Annotated in this window: 15 protein-coding genes; 3 read left to right on the top strand and 12 right to left on the bottom strand. The window is 71.0% G+C overall.

What is annotated here, in order from left to right:
* Positions 1 to 4,952 (top strand): ricin-type beta-trefoil lectin domain protein (locus tag ACGFZF_RS36015; protein WP_393561311.1); only part of this gene is annotated, 4,952 nt, incomplete at its 5' end.
* Between the two features lie 70 nt (positions 4,953 to 5,022).
* Here the strand turns inward: ACGFZF_RS36015 and ACGFZF_RS36010 are convergent.
* From ACGFZF_RS36010 to ACGFZF_RS35960, 11 genes are all read right to left on the bottom strand, one after another.
* The gene (locus tag ACGFZF_RS36010) at positions 5,023 to 5,673 is read right to left on the bottom strand and encodes a hypothetical protein (protein ID WP_393561309.1); all 651 of its coding nucleotides are present in this window, start codon (positions 5,671 to 5,673) and stop codon (positions 5,023 to 5,025) included.
* A gap of 211 nt (positions 5,674 to 5,884) precedes the next feature.
* Positions 5,885 to 6,796, bottom strand: coding sequence for a S1 family peptidase (locus ACGFZF_RS36005; RefSeq protein ID WP_393561307.1), 912 nt, complete (start codon positions 6,794 to 6,796; stop codon positions 5,885 to 5,887).
* 176 nt (positions 6,797 to 6,972) lie between these two features.
* Positions 6,973 to 7,827, bottom strand: a complete 855-nt coding sequence (locus ACGFZF_RS36000) for a S1 family peptidase (RefSeq protein WP_393561305.1) — start codon at positions 7,825 to 7,827, stop codon at positions 6,973 to 6,975.
* A gap of 196 nt (positions 7,828 to 8,023) precedes the next feature.
* Positions 8,024 to 8,845 carry a DUF1684 domain-containing protein gene (locus ACGFZF_RS35995; RefSeq protein WP_393561303.1) on the bottom strand — a complete coding sequence of 274 codons (822 nt, stop codon included), beginning with the start codon at positions 8,843 to 8,845 and terminating at the stop codon, positions 8,024 to 8,026.
* Positions 8,842 to 10,167, bottom strand: a complete 1,326-nt coding sequence (locus ACGFZF_RS35990) for an NtaA/DmoA family FMN-dependent monooxygenase (protein WP_393561301.1) — start codon at positions 10,165 to 10,167, stop codon at positions 8,842 to 8,844. The genes ACGFZF_RS35995 and ACGFZF_RS35990 overlap by 4 nt, the downstream gene beginning before the upstream one ends.
* Positions 10,164 to 11,180 (bottom strand): LLM class flavin-dependent oxidoreductase, encoded by a 1,017-nt coding sequence (locus tag ACGFZF_RS35985; protein WP_393561299.1) that lies wholly within the window; start codon positions 11,178 to 11,180, stop codon positions 10,164 to 10,166. Before ACGFZF_RS35985 ends, ACGFZF_RS35990 begins: the two co-directional genes overlap by 4 nt.
* 120 nt (positions 11,181 to 11,300) lie before the next feature.
* Positions 11,301 to 12,275, bottom strand: a complete 975-nt coding sequence (locus ACGFZF_RS35980; protein WP_393561297.1) for an ABC transporter substrate-binding protein — start codon at positions 12,273 to 12,275, stop codon at positions 11,301 to 11,303.
* 72 nt (positions 12,276 to 12,347) lie between these two features.
* On the bottom strand, positions 12,348 to 13,100 hold the full coding sequence (locus ACGFZF_RS35975) for an amino acid ABC transporter ATP-binding protein (RefSeq protein ID WP_393561319.1): 753 nt from the start codon (positions 13,098 to 13,100) through the stop codon (positions 12,348 to 12,350).
* Between the two features lie 17 nt (positions 13,101 to 13,117).
* The gene (locus ACGFZF_RS35970) at positions 13,118 to 14,002 is read right to left on the bottom strand and encodes an amino acid ABC transporter permease (protein WP_393561295.1); all 885 of its coding nucleotides are present in this window, start codon (positions 14,000 to 14,002) and stop codon (positions 13,118 to 13,120) included.
* Between the two features lie 226 nt (positions 14,003 to 14,228).
* Positions 14,229 to 16,022 (bottom strand): FAD/NAD(P)-binding protein, encoded by a 1,794-nt coding sequence (locus ACGFZF_RS35965; protein WP_393561293.1) that lies wholly within the window; start codon positions 16,020 to 16,022, stop codon positions 14,229 to 14,231.
* Positions 16,019 to 16,864, bottom strand: coding sequence for an amino acid ABC transporter permease (locus tag ACGFZF_RS35960; RefSeq protein WP_356603019.1), 846 nt, complete (start codon positions 16,862 to 16,864; stop codon positions 16,019 to 16,021). The genes ACGFZF_RS35965 and ACGFZF_RS35960 overlap by 4 nt, the downstream gene beginning before the upstream one ends.
* 550 nt (positions 16,865 to 17,414) lie before the next feature.
* On the opposite strand from ACGFZF_RS35960, the gene ACGFZF_RS35955 reads away from it, so the two are divergent.
* Positions 17,415 to 17,912 carry a GNAT family N-acetyltransferase gene (locus tag ACGFZF_RS35955; protein WP_393561290.1) on the top strand — a complete coding sequence of 166 codons (498 nt, stop codon included), beginning with the start codon at positions 17,415 to 17,417 and terminating at the stop codon, positions 17,910 to 17,912.
* Positions 17,909 to 19,006, top strand: coding sequence for an ABC transporter substrate-binding protein (locus ACGFZF_RS35950; protein WP_393561288.1), 1,098 nt, complete (start codon positions 17,909 to 17,911; stop codon positions 19,004 to 19,006). Before ACGFZF_RS35955 ends, ACGFZF_RS35950 begins: the two co-directional genes overlap by 4 nt.
* Before the next feature lie 69 nt (positions 19,007 to 19,075).
* Here the strand turns inward: ACGFZF_RS35950 and ACGFZF_RS35945 are convergent, their stop codons facing one another.
* Positions 19,076 to 20,371, bottom strand: coding sequence for a DUF5685 family protein (locus tag ACGFZF_RS35945; protein WP_393561286.1), 1,296 nt, complete (start codon positions 20,369 to 20,371; stop codon positions 19,076 to 19,078).
* Between the last annotated feature and the right edge of the window lie 272 nt (positions 20,372 to 20,643).

The raw sequence follows: 20,643 nt of genomic DNA, 5'->3' as shown, positions 1-20,643 counted from the left end.
GGACCCTGACGACGTACGAATCGACCTACGGCCTGCCCACGCAGGTCGAGTCCTTCGGTGACACCGGCAAGACCGGCGACGAGTCCTGCACCAAGTCGGAGTACCTGCACCAGACCGACAAGAACCTCATCGGCCTGACCAAGCAGGTCTTGAACTCGCCGACCCTCTGCGCGAGTGCCAACTGGTCTGACCTCACCACGTTGAGCAGCGGCATCCGCACGTCATATGACGGCACTGCCTACGGCACGGCGCTCGGCGCCGGCACCCGTGGTCTGGCCACCGAGTCGTGGTCGCTGAAGGGCGACGGCACCGGCTTCCAGACCGGCGGTACTCGAGGCTTCGACGCCATCGGCCGCGTGACCCGGCAGACCGACCCGGACCAGAAGTCCTCGACGATCACCTTCGACCCGCCCACGGGGCAGGTCTTCAAGGTCACCCAGACCAACTCCCTCGGCCACACGCAGATTCAGGAACTGGAGCCGGGCCGCGCGGTCAGCCTCAAAACGACCGACGCCAACGGACACATCAGCGAGGCCAAGTTCGACCCGCTGGGTCGTCTCGCCGAGGCCTGGGCCGCAGGCCGTACCCCGGGCGGGACGGCGGTGCCGGACTTCCGCGCCGTCTACACGATCCCGGCGGAGGAGACGGACCCGACCGACGCCAACCTCAAGATCCGTAAGCCTCCGTTCGTCACGACGTACGCGCGGGGTCACGAGGACCGGATCGAGACCTCCGTCACCCTCTACGACGGTCTCGGCCGCGAGCGCCAGACCCAGGAGGAGGCTGCCGGAGGCGGTCACCTCATCACGGACACGCTGTACAACACCGCCGGTGAGGTCTTCCAGACCAACAACGCCTACCTGACCCAGGAGGCCAAGCCCGGCGAGCTGTTCGTCCCGCTCTCCGACACGGCCATCCCCAACATCACCCGCTACACCTACGACGGCCTCGGCCGCGTGCTGCAGGAAACCCCGTACATGAAGTACGTGGACCCGGTCACCAAGGAGTCCTCCTCAAGGGCGTACGAGGACCGCGCCACCAAGTACGAGTACGGCCAGGACTGGTCGAAGGTGATCAACCCGCAGGGCGCCTCGTCCTACCGGGTCTACACCGACGCGCTCGGCCGCACCGCCCGGACGGATACGTTCAACCCGGCGGCTCCCGGCGGCATCACCTCGACGAGCTACCAGTACGACACGCGCGGGCAACTGGTGAAGGCCACCGCTTCGGCGGACCCGACCCGCCCGTGGACGTGGACCTATGACCACCGCGGCCGGATGGAGACCTCCACCGACCCGGACTCGGGCACCACGAGCACGACGTACGACCACCGTGACCGTCTACTGACCTCGACCAATGCCCGTCACACCATCTGGAACAGCTACGACGAGCTGTCGCGGCCGAAGCAGCAGCGGCTGAACGATTCGGCCGGCACTTTGTTGTCGGAGTTCACCTACGACACCGTCGCGGGTGGCAAGGGCATGCCCGCCACCGCCATCCGCTACACCGACGGCCAGGCGTACACCCAGAAGATCAACGGCTACACCAAGGACTACCAGCCGACGTCCACGACCCTGAGCCTGCCGCAGACCATCGCGGACACCTGGGGCCTGGCGAAGGACTACACCTACGGCTACTCCTACTCGGACACGGGTGCGCTGGAGGAGGCGCAGCTTCCGGCGGTCGGCAAGTTCGCCGCCGAGAAGATGGTGGTCCGCTACAACAAGGAGGGTCTGCCGCTTTCGATCTCGGGCAAGGACTGGTACGGCGCGGAGACGGTGTACTCGCCGTACGGCCAGGTCCTCCGTTCGACGCTCGGCGCCCAGCCGTACCGGGTGTGGACGCAGAACTCGTTCGACGAGGGCAGCGGTGAGCTGAAGGACCAGCTGGTCTTCCGTGAGAAGTCGGGAGCCGGCGCGGACAACTCGGTCGTCGGTGGCAGCCTGGTCTCCAACCGGTCCTACTCCTACGACCCGGCCGGTAACGTCACCTCGATCCGCGAGCAGTCGGTGGGTATCGAGGAGCGTCAGTGCTTCAGCTACGACCCGCTGGGTCAGCTGAAGACGGCCTGGACCTCCAAGGACCAGACCGCCTGCACCACCCCGAAGAACGCCGACGGCAGCCTGAACGTCGCCGCCGGCAAGGACAGCTCCGGCTACTGGCAGGAGTACGAGTACGACCTGCTCGGCAACCGCAAGAAGCTGAGCGAGAAGGACCTGACCGGCGACGCCACCAAGGACGCCGTCACCGACTACACCTACGGCAAGGCCGACGGCTCCCAGCCGCGGACGCTGACCAAGGTGTCGAAGGCGTACAAGACGCCTGCCGGTGCCGCAGTCAAGGCTGAGGCGCAGCGTCTCTACGAGCTGACCGGTGAGACGAAGTCCGTCACCTCTCTCGAGAGTGGTGACAAGCAGGACCTGACCTGGACCTATGACGGCCAGGTCGACCGGATCACCGGTCAGGGCAGCGGTGGCAAGACCCCGTATGTGGGTCTGGGCCAGAAGTGTCTGGACCTGAAGTCGGGTCTGCCGGTGGCGGGTCAGCCGATCCAGCTCTACGGCTGCAACGCGACCGCGGCGCAGAACTTCCGGTTCACCCCGACCCCTGGTCAGGCGGACCCGAACCTGGGCACCCTGGCCGTGGCCGAGAACTGGTGCTTCCAGCCGGCGGCCAACACGGCCGGCTCCGCGGTCCAGGTCCAGAAGTGCAACGGTTCGGCTGCCCAGCAGCTGAAGCGGAACACCGCCGGCCAGCTGACCCACGTGGCCTCCGGGCTGTGTGTGGCGGTGCAGGGTGCGGCGAACGTCAGCGGCACCCCGATCGTGCTCGCCACCTGCGACGGCGCCTCCGCGGCCCAGCTGTGGGCGCCGCAGAACGACACCCGCCACATCTACGGCCCCGACGGCGGCCGCCTGCTGACCATCCAGGGCAAGCAGGCCACCCTCCACCTGGGCGAGGCCGAGGTCACCGTCCAGCAGGGCGGCGTCCTGGTCAACACCCAGCGCACCTACTCCGCCCCCGGCGGAGCGGTCATGCGCTACGCCTACGGCACCGGCGCGGAGACCCTGGTCGCCCAGACCGGCGACCACCAGGGCAGCACCTACACCGAAGTCGCCCTCTACGGCGGCATGTCGGTCCGCATCCGCAAGCAGGACGCGTTCGGCAACGAGCGCGGCACGGCTGTCGCCAACCTGCAGAACCACAAGGGATTCCTCGGCAAGACTGAGGACGACGCCTCCGGCTACACGCCCCTGGGTGCCCGGCTGTACGACCCGGTGGTCGGACGCTTCCTGTCCGCCGACCCGGTGCTCGACCTGAACGACCCCCTGCAGTCCAACGGCTACACCTACGCCCACAACAACCCGGTCACCCACGCGGACCCGACCGGTCTGTCCATCAGCCTCACCGCCTCGGAGCGGGCCGCGGCCCTCGCCGGTGCGGGTCTGTCCGCGGCGCAGGTCGCTCAGGCCGAGGCGATGCAGGGCAAGTCCCTCAGCTCCGTCATCCTCGCCATCGCGTGGGAGACGCTGAAGGACTTCATCGGCATCAACGACGCCATGGCCTGCTTCGGCGGCGACATGTGGTCCTGCGCCGGTCTGATCCTGGACGCGATCCCGTGGGGCAAGATCGGCAAGATCCCCTCGGTTCTCAGGGCGATCGACCGCACCATCAACGCCATCCAGGCGTTCAAGGCCGCAAAGAAGGCCGCCGAGATCGTCCTCAAGGCAGCCAAGGCCGCCGAGGAAGCGGCACTCAGAGCCAAAAAGGCGGCCATCGAGAAGGCCAAGAAGGAAGCCGCCCAGAGAGCGAAGAAAAAGGCAGCCGAACAAGCAAAGCGAACAGCTGACAAGGCTGCTGCGCAAACGAAGAAGACCGGCAACGCCGTTCACAAGCAGGCTCAGGCTAAGGCGGCTCCGAAGGCCTCTTCTCACGCGAGCGGCGGCAAGGGCGGCGGTAAGGTCAACACCTCCAAGCCTGGCGGCAACTCCGGCGGCTCCTCCCGTAGCAAGGGCGGATCCAGTGGCAGCGGTGACTCCGGCAAAGCCGGTGGCGGCGGAGGGGGTACCTGCAACAGCTTCGTGCCAGGCACGAAGGTATTGATGGCCGACGGCACCACCAAGCCGATCGAGCAGATCAAGACCGGGGACAAGGTTCTCGCGACCGACCCGGCGACCGGTGAGACCCGGGTCGAGACGGTAACCGCCGAGATCAAGGGCCAGGGTCTCAAGCACCTGGTCAAGGTCACGATCGACACCGACGGGAAGAACGGGACGAAGACGGCCCAGGTCACCGCGACCGACGGCCACCCCTTCTGGGTCCCCGAGCTCAACGACTGGATCTTCGCCACCGAACTCACGTCGGGCCAGTGGCTGCAGACCAGCGCCGGTACCCACGTCCAGATCTCGGCAATCGAGCGCTGGACTGCGCAGGACGCCACTGTCCACAACCTGACGGTCTCGGACCTCCACACCTACTACACGCTTGCGGGCGCTTCACCGGTCCTCGTCCACAACTCCGGTGGCTCAGGTGATCCCGCGTGTGGTCCCAGTGACGAGGTGGGACTCGCCCGTGCGGAGCAGGCGGCGACCAACCCGAACCGAATGACCGGCGCCTTCCACATGCCTGGTGTGGAGGGGGGAACGGGCTACCTCTACTCAGGACCGGACAACGTCTGGGAAGGGTACGACCAGTGGATTCCCGACGCTGCCGAGGCAGACATGGAGCACCACCTGGAGGCACAAGCCGCAGGTCTCCTCGCCAGGGCGGCTGCCAACCAAGGTTCGGAGGGCCTGCAGGGGTTCCTCTACCTCGCCGGAAACAATGCGAGATTCGGACTCTGCCCGAGCTGTGCTCGGACGATCGAGTCGATGCTTCCAACCGGAGTGACATTGACCGTCGTCTACCGCAATTCTCGCGGTATCCAGCGACCGAGTTTCACAGGTAGGTAAAGTCAGGTAAACAGGAGAAGGGCCCCGAACGTTGTTCGGGGCCCTTCTCCCTTCCTACCTTTGATCATCACTACCGAGGCCGGGGCTCCTCCGCAGCTCGGAAGACTGCTTCGACGTGGGACAGCTTCGAGCGGTCGACAGCCACGGCCTGGACAGCGAAATATCCAGGTTGGCGTCGCGACGGGAAGGGCGAGAGCGCCAAGTCCTTGACAAGGACGAGGATGCCGTCGCCCATGAAAGCTCGCCCGCTCCCGGGCGCGTTCCATGCTGAGAATTCGACTTCCTCAACCGCAGAGGTCACCAATCCCACTGTCTCGGCAGTGAACCTGCGGGTGTCGAGACGTGTCGGGGCGGACCAGACCACCTCAAGGAAGGCCGCATGCAGCAACGCCTCGGAGACCGACTTGGAGATCGGAGTCCACACGCCCTCGCTGGAGGACTCCCAAAGATGCGAAGCAGCGTCTTCGGAGAAGGCGAGCTCCCATCCTCCTTGATCCCGCATGAAAACGGCGCGTCCCTCTTCCGCCTGCTCGCGCCACGGGAGCTCGACGTAAAGCGTGGTCGAGAGATCCTTACTCCACCGCGATTCCAGTTGCGCCCAATGCTGAAGTGCGGGAGGCAACCACAGGGCCTCTGCCGGCGGCGGAGTCGGCTCAAGGTCCGGCCGACCATGCCATGTCTCCAGGAAAGTCTTCACATCAATGTCTTGCGGCGAGATCACACGCACTATGATCGCAGGTCCTGCGGGGTGGCTCCTCCTACGGCCAGTCACAGGTACCCAGAGCGACGAACCGCGCTCTCGTTGTGCAACAAGTCCGCAAAGGCCTCGCGACCCCCATCGGTCCCCCCGCCGCGTCCGGCCGGGGGACCTCTTGCGCCGTCGTCGGGTCACGGCGGCGCCACGGAGAAGGAGCCTCCATGCCGTACCGGGCTCAGAACACCGAGACCCCGTACGCGCTCAGTGCCTCCGTGACCGGCTGGAAGAACGTCGTGCCGCCCGAGGAGCAGTTGCCGCTGCCGCCCGAGGTGAGGCCGATCGCGCGGCTGCCGGAGTAGAGCGGGCCGCCGGAGTCGCCGGGCTCGGCGCACACGTTCGTGCGGATCATGCCGTAGACGATGTCGCCGCCGCCGTAGTTGACCGTGGCGTTGAGGCCGGTCACCGAGCCGCTGTGGATGCCGGTGGTGGAGCCGCGGCGGGTCACGGACATGCCGACGGTGGCGTTGGCGGCGCTGGTGATGTCGACGCTGCCGACCGTGCCGGACTTGGTGACGGAGCTGTTGGTGTAGCGGACGATGCCGTAGTCGTTGTTCGGGAAGCTGGATCCCGACGTGGTGCCGAGCACGGTGGTCCGGCCGGAGTTGGAGTACCAGGTGCCGGCGCCGTCGGTGCAGTGCCCGGCGGTCAGGAAGTAGTAGTTGCCCGAGCTGTCACGGACGTTGAAGCCGAGGGAGCAGCGCCAGCTGGTGGCGTAGATGGCGTCGCCGCCGGAGATCAGTTTGCTGAACGTGCCGGGGGTGCGCTCGACGCGGATCGCTCCGGCGTTGGCACCCGCCTGCTGCTTGATTCTGGCTATCTCGGCCTGCGACACGGTGGAGTCGGCCGTGACGACCAGCTTGTTGGTGGCCTGGTCGACGTGCCAGGCGGTTCCGGCCACGTCGGCGGTCAGCACGGCCTGGCCCGCGGCGGAGAGCTGGCTCGCGCTGAAGGTCTGGGTGGTGTCGGCGTTCGCGGTGGGGACGGCGAGTGCCGCCGCGGCGACGAGACCGGTGGTGACGGCGGCGAGACGGAGCCGCTTCACGGCTCCGCCGCGGGGGGTGGTGGGGGTGGTGCGCTTGATCCTCACTTCGCGTTCCTCCAGAGGGGAATCGGGGGGCCCGCAGTGGGGTGTCGGGCCCGTGAGGCGCGGCCATGGGCCGGCGCTGTGGGGGAGTCTCGGCCCGCCCGGGGCGGCGCCGCAAGGGCGTCTTTCGGCCGTACGACGCTCAACTACCGGGCGGAGCAAGGAATGTGACGGACAGTTCAGTAGAGGCTGACCTTGTACTTGGCGAGGGCCTCGGGCACCGGCTGGTAGAAGGTGGTGCCGCCGGTGGAGCAGTTTCCGCTGCCGCCGGAGGTGAGGCCGAGGGCCTTGGTGCCGTCGTAGAGCGCGCCGCCGGAGTCGCCGGGCTCGGCGCACACGTTGGTCTGGATCATGCCGCGCACGGTGCCGCCGCCGGAGTAGCGCACGGTGGCGTCGAGGCCGGTGACGGTGCCGCTGCGGGTGCCGGTGGTGGAGCCGGAGCGCTTGACGGACTCGCCGACGTAGGCGTCGGCCGCGGTGAAGCCGCCGGTGTGGCTGAGCCCGGCGTTGTCGTAGCGGACCAGGGCGTAGTCGTTGCCGGGGAAGCTGGATCCCACCGTGGCGCCGATCAGGGTGGACTGGGCGGAGTTCGCGTACCAGGTCTTCACCGCGTTGCCGCAGTGGCCTGCGGTGAGGAAGTAGTACGTGCTGCCGCTGCGTACGTTGAAGCCGAGGGAGCAGCGGTAGCCGCTGCCGTAGATGGCGTCTCCGGCGCCGAGCAGGGGCGTGAACACTCCGGGAGTGCGGGTGAAGGTGAGTGCCGTGGCGTCGGCTCCGGCGGCCCTGCGGATCCTGGCGATCGCGGCGTCGGTCACGGTGGAGTCGACGGTGACGACGACCCGGCCGGAGGCACGGTCGACGTGCCAGGCCGTGCCTCCGACGTCGGCGCCGAGGACGGCGGCGTCGGCACGGGAGAGTTGGGCGGCAGAGGCGGGGGCCGGGGTGGGGGCCGCCTGGGCGCCGGGCAGTGCGACGGCCGTGGCGGCCACGAGGCCGGTCACGACGGCGAGCAGTCGGGTGCGTCTGTTCCTCACTGATCCTCCTGGGAAAAGCGGAGGGGCCCGAGGGTGGCGGGCCCGTGAGGCGCCGTCAGAATGTGGTGTACCTGACATGCACCGCCAGTGATGGTGGCCTCCCGCGGCCGGGTGCACAAGACCACGTACGGGAAAGGGCGCCGGCGGCCGCGAAGCCGCCGGCGCCCGGAGCGCCTGCCTGGGGAGGGACCCCTGGTCAGCCCCCGACCACCCGCCGCTCCCCCGCCGGCACCGCCGTGTCGAGGGTGTTTCCCGGCGGCGGGAAGGGGCAGATGAAGTGGTCCACGAAGGCGCACGGCGGCAGCAGGGCGCGGTTGAAGTCGACCGTCACCGAGCCGTCCTCCGCCGGGGCCTCCGGGCGCAGGAAGCGGAAGCGGTAGCTGTCCCGGCCGCTGGTGGCGTCGGCGAAGACCGCCCAGAGCGTGCCGTCGTCCTCCACCGCGACCTGGAGCGTGTGCTCGGCTCCGTGCAGGTCGAAGGAGAGGACGCCGGCGAGACCGAGGCCGCGCTCCTTGCCGTCCGCGTTCTCCACCCGCACGCTGCGGGCCGCCTCGTACGGCCGGAAGGTGCCCGGCACGACCCACCGCTCGTCGTACGGGGTCGCCTCGATGCCCTGGAAGGCGCGGCGCGCCGCGGACTCGGGGTCGAAGTCGCGTACCGCCCACAGGCCCTCGCGGCGCAGCACCACCAGGCGCCGCCCGGCCGACTCGACGCGGGACTCGTGGATCGGGGCGTGGTCGGCGGCGACCCGGACGCTGCCGATCAGGGGCTTCCCGTCGACGGTGATCGCGTCCTCGGCGTCGGCGGTCAGCAGCACCTCGTCGCCCTCTTCGCGCCACCGCCCGGGAACGGCCGGAATTCGACCCTCCGGGTGGTCGGAGAGCCAGTGGGTACCGGTGAGGGAGAGCGGACCGTACGACGAGGAGACCGCCGCCGTGCGCTGCTCGTGCCAGTGCCGCCAGTCCTGCGCCGCGTCCCGCGCGTCCTGGCGCGCGTCCTGCTGGGGATCCGTGCTCATGGTGTTCCACCCTTCCATACGGGCTCCGCGAGCCCGAGGTGCGACCGCAGCGTCGTGCCGGAGTACTCCGTACGGAACGCGCCGCGTTCCTGGAGGAGGGGGACGACACGGTCGACGAAGTCGTCGAGGCCGGTGGGGGTCAGGTGCGGGACGAGGATGAAGCCGTCCGCCGCGCCCGCGGCCACGAAGGACTCCAGGGCCGCGGCCACGGTCCGCGGGGACCCGACGAAGGACTGCCGGCCGGTGGACTCGACGACCGTCTGACGGATCGAGAGCCCCTTGGCCTCGGACAACGCCCGCCACTTCGCGGCGACGGCGAGGGGGTCGGCCACGCGTACCCGGCCCTGCACGAGGGCGGAGTCCGGGTCGGGGTCGATCTCGGGGAGCGGCCCGTCGGGGTCGTACGCGGACAGGTCGCGGCCCCAGACCTGCTCCAGGGCGAGGATCGCGTTCTGCGGCGAGATCTGCTGCCGGCGGATCTCGGCCGCCTTCTCCTGGGCGTCGGCGTCGGTGTCGCCGAGGACGTAGGTCACGCCCGGCATCACCTTGAGGTCGTCCGGTCGCCTCCCGTGCCGGGCGAGCCGGCGGTGCACGTCGGCGCGGAAGGCCCGGCCCGCCTCCAGGGTGGAGTGCCGGGTGAAGATCACGTCGGCGGTGGCCGCGGCGAACTCCCGGCCCTCGTCGGAGTCCCCCGCCTGGATGACGACGGGATGACCCTGCGGGGAGCGGGGGACGGTGAACTCGCCCTCCACGGTGAACTGCGGGCCGCTGTGGGCGAACGGCTGCGCCACGCCGCCGGGGGTCCAGGAGTCCCACAGGGTGCGGGCCGCGGCGACGAACTCGGCGGCGCGGTGGTAGCGGTCGGCCCGGTCCAGATAGCCGCCGCGCCGGAAGTTCTCGCCGGTGAACGCGTCGGAGGAGGTGACCACGTTCCAGGCCGCGCGCCCGCCGCTGAGGTGGTCGAGCGAGGCGAACCGCCGGGCCAGCTCGTACGGTTCGTTGAAGGTGGCGTTGACGGTGCCGGCCAGTCCGATCCGCTCGGTGACGGCCGCGAGCGCGTTGAGGACCGTGATCGACTCGGGGCGGCCGACCACGTCGAGGTCGTGGATGCGCCCGTTGTGCTCGCGCAGCCGCAGCCCCTCGGCCAGGAAGAAGAAGTCGAAGAGGCCGCGCTCCGCGGTCCGGGCCAGATGCTCGAAGGAGGAGAAGTCGATCTGCGAGCCGGAGCGTGGATCGGCCCAGACGGTCGTGGAGTTGACACCCGGGAAGTGGGCGGCGAGGTGGAGTGGCTTCGTGCGGCGGTCGCCGCCCGCCGCGCTCACGCCGTCTCCCCGAGGCGGGCGTACCGGCTCGCGGGGCGGGCGAGCCCCAGGTGCTCGCGAAGCGTCGTGCCCGTGTACGCGGTGGGGAACAGGCCGCGGTCGGTGAGCAGCGGCACGGTCCGGCGTACGAAGCGCTCCAGGTCCCGCTCGGGCACGGCGGGCACGAGGTGGAAGCCGTCGATCGCGCCGCCGCCGTGCCAGCCGGCGATCAGCCCGGCGAGGGCCCCGTCCCCTCCTTCGTGGGTGTCGAAGTCGACGGTGAGAGAGAGCAGGACGCGCAGTTGCTCCGGGTCGCGGCCGTGGGCCCGGGCCTGCTCGTGGAGGGCGGAGCGCTGCGCGGCGGCCTCCTCGGCGGACGCGGCGCGGACGAGGGCGACGTCGGCGTACCGGGCGGCGGTGTCCCGGGCGGCCGGCCGGGTCGCGTCGACGACGGTCACCGGGTGGCCCTGCGGGGGCCGGGGCACGATCGAGGGGCCCTTCACGGAGAAGGCGGAGCCCTCGAAGTCGACGTAGTGCAGCTTGTCCCGGTCGATGAAGCGCCCTGTCGACACGTCGCGTATCTCGGCGTCGTCCTCCCAGCTGTCCCAGAGTCTGCGGGAGACGTCGGCGACCTCGCCGGCCTCGTGCCAGACGGCGCCGAGCGGGGCGGCCGGGCGGCGGCCGAAGAGCCGTGCCTCGGCGTCCCCGGTCGACACGCCGACCCGCCAGCCGGCCCGGCCGCGGCTGACCCAGTCGAGGGTGGCGACGGCGGCCTGGACGTGGAAGGGCTCGGTGTGTGTGGTGGTGACGGTCGGGACGAGACCGGTGCGGCTGGTCTCGGGGGCGACCCGGGCGAGGACGGCGAGGGCGTCGAGGCCCGGCCGGGCGAAGGAGTCGTCGAGGGTGACGAAGTCGAGCCGCCCCTCCTCGGCGAGCCGGGCGAGGGCCACCGGGCGGGTGGCGTCGGTGAAGGGGGTGGTGCCCACCCCGCCGCCGAGTTCGGCGGCGAGGTGGAGCGGTCGGACGGCGGGCATGCGGCCTCTTTCGGGGCGGTCGTGGCCGGTCGGCTCCTGGGGGCGTCCGGTCGGTCGGGCCGGACACCGGGAGCCCGGCAGGATCGGCGAGTCACCCCCCAGGTACGGGGGAGGCCGGGGTCAGTTCTTGGTACGGGGCAGGCCGGGCGGGTTGATCTCCGACTTCTTCACGGCCTCGCTGTTCAGCCCCCACCGCTTGAGGACCTGGCCGTACGTGCCGTTCTCGACGATGTGGTCGAGCGCGGCGGCGTAGGCGGCGACGAGGCCGCTGTCCTTCTTGGTGGTGGCGGCGATCTTGCCCTGGATCGAGTCCCCGCCGCCGGAGAACTTCCCGATGACCTCGGTCTGTCCGGCGGAGGCCACGTGGTAGGCGGCGGTCGGGTTCGGGCCGAGGTAGGCGTCGATGCGGCCGGACTGGAGCGCCAGGTAGTAGTCGGAGACGTTCTGGAAGTACTTGATGTCGACGGGCTTGCGGCCGGCCTTCTCGTTCTCCTTCGACCAGTCGACGAGGATCTTCTCCTGGTTGGTGCCGGAGCCGACCGCGATCGTCTTCCCGGCGACGTCCTGCGGTCCCTTGACGGTCCAGCCGGAGCCCTTCTTCGCCTCGAAGGCGAGGTCGTCGAGGCGGTAGGTGGCGAAGTCGTACTTGTCCTTGCGCTCCTCGGTCACGGTGACGTTGGAGAAGACGCCGTCGAACTTGCCGCTGTCGAGGCCGACGAAGAGGTTCTCCCAGGACACGGCGTTGAACTCGGGCTTCAGGCCGAGGGTGTCGGCGACCAGGGTGGCGAGGTCGACCTCCACGCCGATCAGCGTCTTGTCGTCGGTGGCGTAGAAGGCGAGCGGGGGCGCGCTGCCGGTGGAGACGCCGAGGGTGAGGGTGCCGCGCTTGCGCACGGCTTCGGGGACCTGGGCCGCGATGGTGTCGACCTTGGCGGTGTGGACGCGCTTCTGGTCGGGGCCGAGGTTGATCCCGGCGTCCTGCTGCCCCTTGGGCCGGATCTCGTCGGTGGCGGCGTCGCTGGTGCCGCAGGCGGTGAGCAGACCGAGGGAGGTGAGGGCGGCGAGGGCGACGGCGAGCGGGCGGCGAAGGGACATGGTGCGGGCTCCTTGCTGACGGGACGGGAAGGGAGAGGAGTCGATGGCCGGAGAGGTGGGCGGACGGGGAGGTCAGAGGACCTTGGAGAGGAAGGCGCGGGTGCGCGCGTGGCGGGGGCTGTCGAGGACCTCGGCGGGTGGGCCCTGCTCGACGATCCGGCCCTCGTCCATGAAGACGACGGTGTCGGCGACCTCGCGGGCGAAGCCGATCTCGTGCGTGACGACGATCATGGTGGTCCCGGAGGCGGCCAGGTCCTTGATGACGTCGAGGACCTCCCCGACGAGTTCGGGGTCGAGCGCGGAGGTCGGCTCGTCGAAGAGCAGCAGGGTGGGTTCGAGGGCGAGGGCGCGGGCGATGGCGACCCGTTGCTGCTGGCCGCCGGACAGCTGCCGGGGGTACGTGGTCGCCTTGTCGGCGAGTCCGACGCGGGCGAGCAGCTTCTCCGCGGCGGCGACGGCGTCCTTGCGCGGGCGCTTGAGGGCCGACACCGGGGCCTCGACGATGTTCTCGAGGACGGTGAGGTGCGGGAAGAGGTGGAAGTTCTGGAAGACGAAGCCGATCCGGGTGCGCTGCTTGAGGATCTCGCGCTCGCGCAGCTCGTAGAGCTTGTCGCCGGAGCGGCGGTAGCCGATCAGGGTGCCGTCGACGCTGATCCAGCCGCTGTCGACCTTCTCCAGGTGGTTGATGGTCCGCAGCAGGGTGGACTTGCCCGAGCCGGACGGCCCGAGGACGACGGTGACCTCGCCGGCCCGGACGTCGAGGTCGATGCCGCGGAGTACCTCCAGCGGCCCGAAGTTCTTGTGGACGGAGCGGACTTCGACCATGGACGGGGTGGGGGCGCTCATCGCACGGCTCCCTTGGCGTAGTGGCGTTCGACGTAGTGCTGGAGGACGGAGAGCGCGGTGGTCAGCAGGACGTACCAGGCGGTGGCGACCATCAGGAGCGGGACGACGCGTCCGTTGCGGCCGTAGACGACCTGGACCTGGTAGAAGAGTTCACCGATCGCCATCACGGAGACGATCGAGGTGCCCTTGAAGAGCGAGATGATCTCGTTGGCGGCGTTGGGCAGGATCGAGCGCATCGCCTGGGGCAGGACGATCCGGCGCAGCTGGCGCAGGCGCGGGATGCCGAGGGCGGCGGCGGCCTCCAGTTGCCCGGCGTCCACGGCCAGGACGCCGCCGCGGACGATCTCCGCCGCGTAGGCGGCCTGGTGCAGGGCGAGACCGAGGACGGCCGCGCTCATGGCGCCGACCAGACCCATCGTGTCGAAGGAGTAGAAGGACGGCCCGAAGGGGATGCCGAAGCTCAGCTCCTCGTAGAGGTAGGCCAGGTTGAACCAGAAGAGCAGTTGGACGATCAGCGGGATCGAGCGGAAGGCCCAGATGTAGCCGAAGGCCACGGCCTTCAGGAACGGGCTGGCCGACAGGCGCATGAAGGCGAGCACGATGCCGAGGGCGAAGCCGAGGGCCGTGCCGTAGAAGGTCAGCTGGAGGGTGACCCAGACGGCGTGGAGGATCGTCTCGGTGCTGAAGAAGCGGGCGAAGACGTCCCACTCCCAGCCGGGGTTGGTGACCAGGCCGTGGGCGAACTGCAGCAGCAGCACGGCGGTGACGACGACGGCGACCCAGCGCCAGGGGTGGCGGACGGGGACGACCGTGAGCGCCGCTCCGTCCGGGGCGGCGGGGGGTTTCGCCACGTCGAGGGGTGGATCGCTGGTGAGGGCCATGACGGTTCCTTGGGAAGGGGTACGGAGGCGGGGGCCGCGCCCTCGGGAGCGGGCGGGCCGGGGGTGCCGGGATCGGGCGGGCGTCGCGGCGGCGGACGGCCGGAGCCTTCGGGGCCACTGCGCACCCCGGAGGCACGGGACCGTGGAGCCACGGGACCGAGGACCACGTGACTGTGGGGCTACGGGCAGGTGGGCGCCCGCCGGGGGCGGCCGGGCCTGCCGGACGTCACGCGCTCGCGCTCAGGGGGGTGCGACAGGAGAGGTCCCGCAGGAACGCGAGCGCGGTGCGCGCCGTCGCGTCGTTCTGCCGGAAGGCGATCCCGCCGGTGCGCGGCCGGGTGAAGGCGCCGCCGGCCCGGGCGGTGGTGGGCGGGCCGAGCGCGAAGCGCCGCGGGTGGGGCCGGCCGTCCTGGCCCAGGATCCGTCCGTCGGCGGGGTCGACGGCGAGCAGTCCTGCGTCGGTGGCCCGCGCGCCCTCCTCGTGGAGGGCGCGCAGCAGCGGGCTGCCGGTGAGTTCGACGGTCGCGTCGGGGAGCCGGGCCTCGACCAGGGCGCGGGCCTCGGTCCACTCCCCCGGCACGCTGGCCGAGGTGGCCCGGAAGACGCCGCGTTCCTCGTCGGCCTCGACCGTCGTGCCGGCGCCGAGGAAGCGGACGATCCCGGCGCGCGACAGGGCGAGGAGCTGCCGGAGCCGGGGGCCGGGCGGCCCGGAGGCGAGGAAGCTGAAGAACCCGTGCCACCAGTTGTCCGGATCGCCGGCGTCGCCGAGCCGGATGAGCTGGCCGTAGACCGACAGGAGCGCGCCGAAGACGGCCAGATCCGGGCTGTGCCCGGGGTCGTGGCGCCGCTCCAGGTCGTCGCCGATGTGGCGGCGCAGCGCATCCTGGAGGGCGTCGCCCGACGCGAAGCGCACCCCGTCCAGCGGATGGTCGAGGGCGTCGAGGTCGAGCCGGTCGGCGGGGTCGGGCACCGCGGCGGCGACGACCGCGGCGAGCTCGGCGGAGCCGGGCGCGGCGGCCGCGTACGCCTCCTCGAAGGCGGACCGGTCGACGGCGGTCCGTTCGGGGTGAGCGGTGAGGAGCCGGTGGTAGTGGGCCCAGCCGAGCTCCTTGTCGATCAGGGGCAGGACGTCGCGCCGGAAGTCGGCGAGGCCGGGCCGCCGCAGCAGCTCGTCGACCTCCGCGGGGCCGAAGAAGCGCGGCAGCGGGGGCCGTTCGCCTTCCAGGGCGTAGCCGATCTTGGAGTGGTACGGGACTCCTCGCCGCGATCCGACGTGGAGGAGCGGCTCCTTGCCCGAGGGCACGTACTCCCCGTTCTCGTACCGCCCGCCGCGGCCCTCGGTGAGCAGCACCATCAGGTCGACGAAGGCCAGCCCGAAGCCGCGCACGAGGACGGGTTCGCCGGCGGGGAGCGCCGACAGGTCCGTGTCGGCGGTGAAGTCGGGCGGCAGGTGGAGGAGTCCGTGGCGGGCGGCGAAGTCCGCCAGTTCCCGCTGGTCCTTGCCGGGTTCGGCGTCGAGATGGCCGATGGTGAGGACGACGAGGTCGGCCAGGAGGGGTGTGGAGCGGTCCGCCAGCCAGACGCGCTGGCGGCCCTCGCGCGGGCCGCTCACCCGTACCGCGCTGGTGCGGTGTTCGTGGACGGTGACGGAGGCCGGCAGCGCGGCGCGGGCGTCCTCGTACACCCAGCGCAGGTAGGCGCCCTGCTGGGGCCGGCTGGGGAAGGTGCGTCCGTCGAGGCCCGCCCACTCGGCGAGCGTGGGTCCCGGCCGGACGGGTCCGGCGATCTCCACGGTCTCGTCGGTGAACATGGTGACGTCCTCGGCCTGCGAGTTCATCCAGAGCAGTGGGGACTGGCCGGTGCGCCAGATGCGCCCGCCGCCGGCCGGGTGGGGGTCGACGAGGTGGACGTCCAGCGGCCGGTCGTCGTACAGCTCGGGCAGGTTGGCGGCGATGCGCTCCAGGAGTCCGGTCCCCCGCGGCCCGGCTCCCACGATGACGAGGGCGGCTCGCGGCGTCATCGCGCACCCGCCGTGCCGCGCGCGTAGTGCCGCTCCACGTAGTGCTGTCCGATGCCGAGGACCGAGGTGACCGCGACGTACCAGATCGTGGCGACCAGCAGCAGCGGCACGACCTGGTAGGTGCGGTGGTAGACGAGCTGGACGGAGTAGAGCAGGTCCTGGACGGCGATCACGGAGACGATGGAGGTGCCCTTGAGGGTGCCGATCAGCATGTTCCCGGCGGGCGGGACGATCGAGCGCATCGCCTGGGGCAGCACGATCCGGGAGAACCGGCGCAGTCGGCCGAGGCCGAGGGACTGCGCGGCCTCGATCTGGCCGCGGTCGACGGAGAGGATGCCGCCGCGCACCACCTCGGCGGCGTACGCGGCTTCGTGCAGGGTCAGTCCGATGACGGCGACGGCCACCGGGCCGAGGAGGTTGACCGTGTGGATGCCGAGGATCTGCGGGTAGAGGGCTCCGATGTTGAACCAGAAGAGCAGCTGGACCAGGATCGGCGTGGAACGGAAGAACCAGACGTAGCCCCAGCTGACCGCCTTCAGGACCGGGTTGGCGGAGAGTCTGAACACGGCGAGCAGGGTGCCCAGCGCGAAGCCCAGGAGCATGACGAGGGCGGTCAGCCAGAGGGTGAGACCGAGGCCGCGCAGGACGGCGGCCGAGGTGAAGTACGTGCCGACGACGTCCCATTGGAAGGCCTCGTTGCGGACGACCGAGAGGAGTCCGAGCGCGAGGAGGACGAGGACGGCGGCGGCCGCGGTCCACTGGCCGGTGCGGCGGGCGGGGACGATGCGGGGTGGATCGGCGGCCGGGGTGCGGCCGGCCGCTTTGGTGAGGGTCGCGGACATGCGAAGGCTCCGTGGATGCGTGGATCGAACACGGGAGTGCGCCTGCACATGGAGACGAGCGCGGATCCGAGCCCCTCAGCTCGATCCGCCCTTCGAGGCTATGCGGTCAACACCGTTGGCTGTCAAGGGTGTCCGAACTGTGAGCTGTACGTCTCACCTGGTTGACGGGGAAACGGATGCCTGTTCCACTTGGGCCATGCATTCGCAGCAATGGCTGGTCACGCGCTCCCACATCGACTTCGGTCGCGTGTGGTCCTCCTCCTGTTGAGCCGACCCCCTGCGTTTCGCCTGCCCGCGCTCTCTTCCGCGGCGTCTCCACCTGTGTAGTCGAGCTCTTCCTCCCCTCGCTCCGCCCTGCCCCGGCCTCGCCTGATCTGCCCTGATCCGGCCGGTCCGGGCTCTCCTCGCCCTGCCCGGGCGCGACGTCGTCGCGTCTCGACGTCCGCCGTCCCGCACTGCGCCGCCCTGCCCCACCCTCCTCCGCCCGCCCGGGCGCGACGACGTCGCGCCCCGGACTCCCCTGCCCGCTCCGCGGCCCCGAAGGACACCCATGACCTTCACCCCGAGCCCGGCGTCCGCGCTGTCCGTGCGCCGGACGACGGTCGACGACCCCTTGGCCCGCCCGCTCCTCGACGAGCTGGCGTACGAGTACAACTCCCGCTACGGCTCCGCCGACGACCTCGACCGCTATCCGCCCGAGGAGTTCGCGGCGCCCCGGGGCGCGTTCCTGCTCCTGCTCGAACAGGGCCGGCCCGTCGCCGGCGGCGCCTACCGCCGCTACGACGACGGGACCGCCGAACTGAAGCGGATCTGGACCCACTCGGCGCACCGCCGGCGGGGCCTCGCCCGGCGGGTCCTGACCGTCCTCGAACGTGAGGCGGCCGACGCCGGATACACCCGCATCTTCCTGACCACCGGACCGCGCCAGCCCGAGGCCAAGGGCCTCTACCTGGCCGCCGGATACCGCCCGCTCTTCGACGTGTCGGCGGATCCGGAATCGATCGGCCCGCTGCCGTTCGAGAAACACTTGGAGACCCCGAAGCCATGAGCCCCACCAGCACCCGGCCCACCAGCACGCGGCTGCCCGCCGGCACGCGCTCCGAGGCCGCCCGACCCACCGACACCCGACCCGCCGACGCACCGTCCGCCGGCGCACGGGCCACCGCCCCAGGGAACACCGCGGCGCGCCCCGGCGGCGTACGGCGCCACACCGCCGTCCTCGCCCTGATCACCACCGCCGCGCTCGCCCTCACCGCCTGCGGTACGGGCGACCCGGCGACCACGCCCGCCGGCGCGGCGGGAGCGAAGAAGGGGGCGGTCCCGACGGCCGACGTGGTCTCGGCCGTGACCAAGGACGAGGCGGCGGCCGCGCTGCTGCCCGCGGACGTCCGGCAGCGGGGCACCGTCTCGGTGGCCTCGTCGACGGGCAGCCTGCCCGGCGCGGCCTACCTCCCGGACGGCCGCACGCTGGTCGGCGGGGACGTGGACCTGACGGACGCGGTGGCGAAGGTCCTCGGTCTCCGGCTCACGCGTGAGGTGGTGAGCTGGGAGGCGATCCTGCCGGCCCTGGGCAGCGGCAAGTACGACTTCGGCACCGGGAACTTCGGGGTGACCGAGGAGCGGCGCCGGACCATCGACTTCGTCACGTACATCAACGACGGCCAGGGGTTCGCGGCGCGGGCGGACAGCCCGCTGAAGAAGGTCACCGACCTCACCCAGCTGTGCGGTCTGAACGTGGCCACGGGAGGCGGGACGACCTTCGAGGCGACGCTGGAGCGGAACAAGGCCCGGTGCTCCGCGGCGGGCAGGAAGCCGTACACGATCCAGAGCTTCTCCGATCAGGGCGCCCAGTGGATGTCGCTCCAGCAGGGGCGCAGCGACGTGCTGATGAGCACGGTCAACGGCCTGCGCTACGCGGTGACCCAGCAGGAGAACGTGAGGTTCCTCAACGAGTACCGGCGCCTCGACGTGGGCTTCGCCTTCAAGAAGGGGACGCCGCTGGCCCCGGCCTTCCAGGCGGCGGTGAACCGGCTGAAGAAGGACGGCACGTACGACCGGATCCTGCGGAAGTGGGGGCTGACGGACTCGGCCATCGCCGAGTCCCGCATCTCGCCCCCGGAGATCCCGGCGCCGACGAAGTAGCGACGGCCGTACGGGGCGGGGTGCCGCGCGGCGCCCCGCTCCCGGCCCTCGGGGCGGCCGGACGTGCCGTCAGCAGCCGCAGTCGCAACCGCAGTCACAGCCGTCGCAGCAGCCTCCGTCACCGCCGTCACCCTCGCCACCACAGCAGTTGCAGCAATTGCAGCAGTCGCCGCAGCCGCTGCAGTCACAGTTGCTGCACAGGCTCTCCTTGCGCTGCCGGCTCCAGGGGTCCTCGTAGGTGCCGCAGCACAACTGGCAGGTGCAGGCCAGGCCCATCCAGACCGCGCAGCCGGCGATCAGCCCTCGGCCGCGGTTCGGCGGCTCCGGGGGAAACGGGCCTCCGCCGCCGGGTCCCCCCGGCCCGGGCGCGTACGGGTTCCCGGGCACCGGCCCCGGGGCGTAGGGACCCGGCTGGTACGGGCCGGGCTGGTGCGCGCCCGTCGGGTCCGGCATCGCGTCCCCCGCATGCCCCGCCGGACCGGCGCGGTGCGCGCAGGCGGTCGTGCCGAAGGCGCGGTCCACGGAGTTGCGCAGTTCGTGCGCGAGCAGCACGTGCGCCAGCCGGCCGTTGACGAACTCCGCGTCCCGCAGCGCCAGCCGGATGCCGTGCAGCGCGTCGTCGGCGAGCCGCCGCGCCTCGTCGAGCGAGGTCCCGGTCGCGGTGAGCGGGTTCCACGCGCCCGTTGCGGCGTCGGCCTCCCGGTCCTCCACGGCGTCGAGCAGGTGGGCGAGCCGGCCGAAGAGCCGGCCGGCCTCGGCGAGCGGCTCCACATTCCCGGGCCGGCCGGCGAGTACCGCGGTGTGGGCGAAGGCCGCGGCCGTCGCCGTCTCCGTGGGCTCGGTCACGACCAGCAGCGGCGTGCCGGGGCCGGCCAGCGCCTCGATCCCGGTCTGCCGGTCCACCGCGTCGACCAGGACGGCCGTGTCGAAGCCGAGTTCCCGCCCGGTCCGCGCGCCCGCGCGGTCCCAGGACCTGGCGACCCGGCGGGCGGCGGCGGCGACCGGCCGGCGGGCCAGCAGACCGTCGCCGTCGGCGACGTGGTCGCGGACCTTGGCGGAGGCGAGCACCAGCGAGACCGCCGCGGCGAGCCGGGCCCCCTCGCCCTGGGCGACCGGGGCGCTCTTCATCTGGCGCAGGGGGCACGGACCCGCCGTGCGGCGCCCGCCCGCCACCGCGCCGTCACGGGTGCCGGTCTGAGCCTCCGTCAGGACGGAGACGATCAGGCCGTCGTAGTTGGTGACCACCCGGGCGAACTGCCCGTGGTCGGCACGAAGCGCCAGACAGAGGCCGCAGAGATGGGCCATCCACTCCGTCTTGAGGCCGTCACCGAGGCGGTGGGTGCAGGGCCTGACGATTCCGAACAAGTGATCCCCCGTGCTTCGCGCGCCTGTGCGGCAGGCATCGTACCGAGCCCGGTCGTTCACCCGTACGCCCCTGTCGTCACCCTTCTGGCCCGACTTTCATATTTTGAGTTGCACACCCCCATCCAATCCTCTGTCAGGCCCCGCATACCGCAAGATTCCTGACTGATCGCCAGAAATCGGGCCTCACGTTCTGCACCAGTACCGTTACGAAACTCTCGCGCGCCGACTATCCACTTGGCGCGCAATCCGCATCATGGACGACGATAGGGATT

This window comes from Streptomyces sp. NPDC048338, from assembly GCF_043201055.1.
GTDB lineage: Bacteria > Actinomycetota > Actinomycetes > Streptomycetales > Streptomycetaceae > Streptomyces.
The sequence above is the reverse complement of the archived record's forward strand: the minus strand, read 5'-3'. Positions and strand labels throughout refer to the sequence as shown.

Coding starts and splice junctions, on each gene's coding strand:
- ACGFZF_RS35960 (WP_356603019.1), bottom strand. CDS start 16,864: ATGTCCGCGACCCTCACCAAAGCGGCCGGCCGCACCCCGGCCGCCGAT.
- ACGFZF_RS35955 (WP_393561290.1), top strand. CDS start 17,415: ATGACCTTCACCCCGAGCCCGGCGTCCGCGCTGTCCGTGCGCCGGACG.
- ACGFZF_RS35970 (WP_393561295.1), bottom strand. CDS start 14,002: ATGGCCCTCACCAGCGATCCACCCCTCGACGTGGCGAAACCCCCCGCC.
- ACGFZF_RS35950 (WP_393561288.1), top strand. CDS start 17,909: ATGAGCCCCACCAGCACCCGGCCCACCAGCACGCGGCTGCCCGCCGGC.
- ACGFZF_RS35975 (WP_393561319.1), bottom strand. CDS start 13,100: ATGGTCGAAGTCCGCTCCGTCCACAAGAACTTCGGGCCGCTGGAGGTA.
- ACGFZF_RS35995 (WP_393561303.1), bottom strand. CDS start 8,845: ATGAGCACGGATCCCCAGCAGGACGCGCGCCAGGACGCGCGGGACGCG.
- ACGFZF_RS35985 (WP_393561299.1), bottom strand. CDS start 11,180: ATGCCCGCCGTCCGACCGCTCCACCTCGCCGCCGAACTCGGCGGCGGG.
- ACGFZF_RS35980 (WP_393561297.1), bottom strand. CDS start 12,275: ATGTCCCTTCGCCGCCCGCTCGCCGTCGCCCTCGCCGCCCTCACCTCC.
- ACGFZF_RS35965 (WP_393561293.1), bottom strand. CDS start 16,022: ATGACGCCGCGAGCCGCCCTCGTCATCGTGGGAGCCGGGCCGCGGGGG.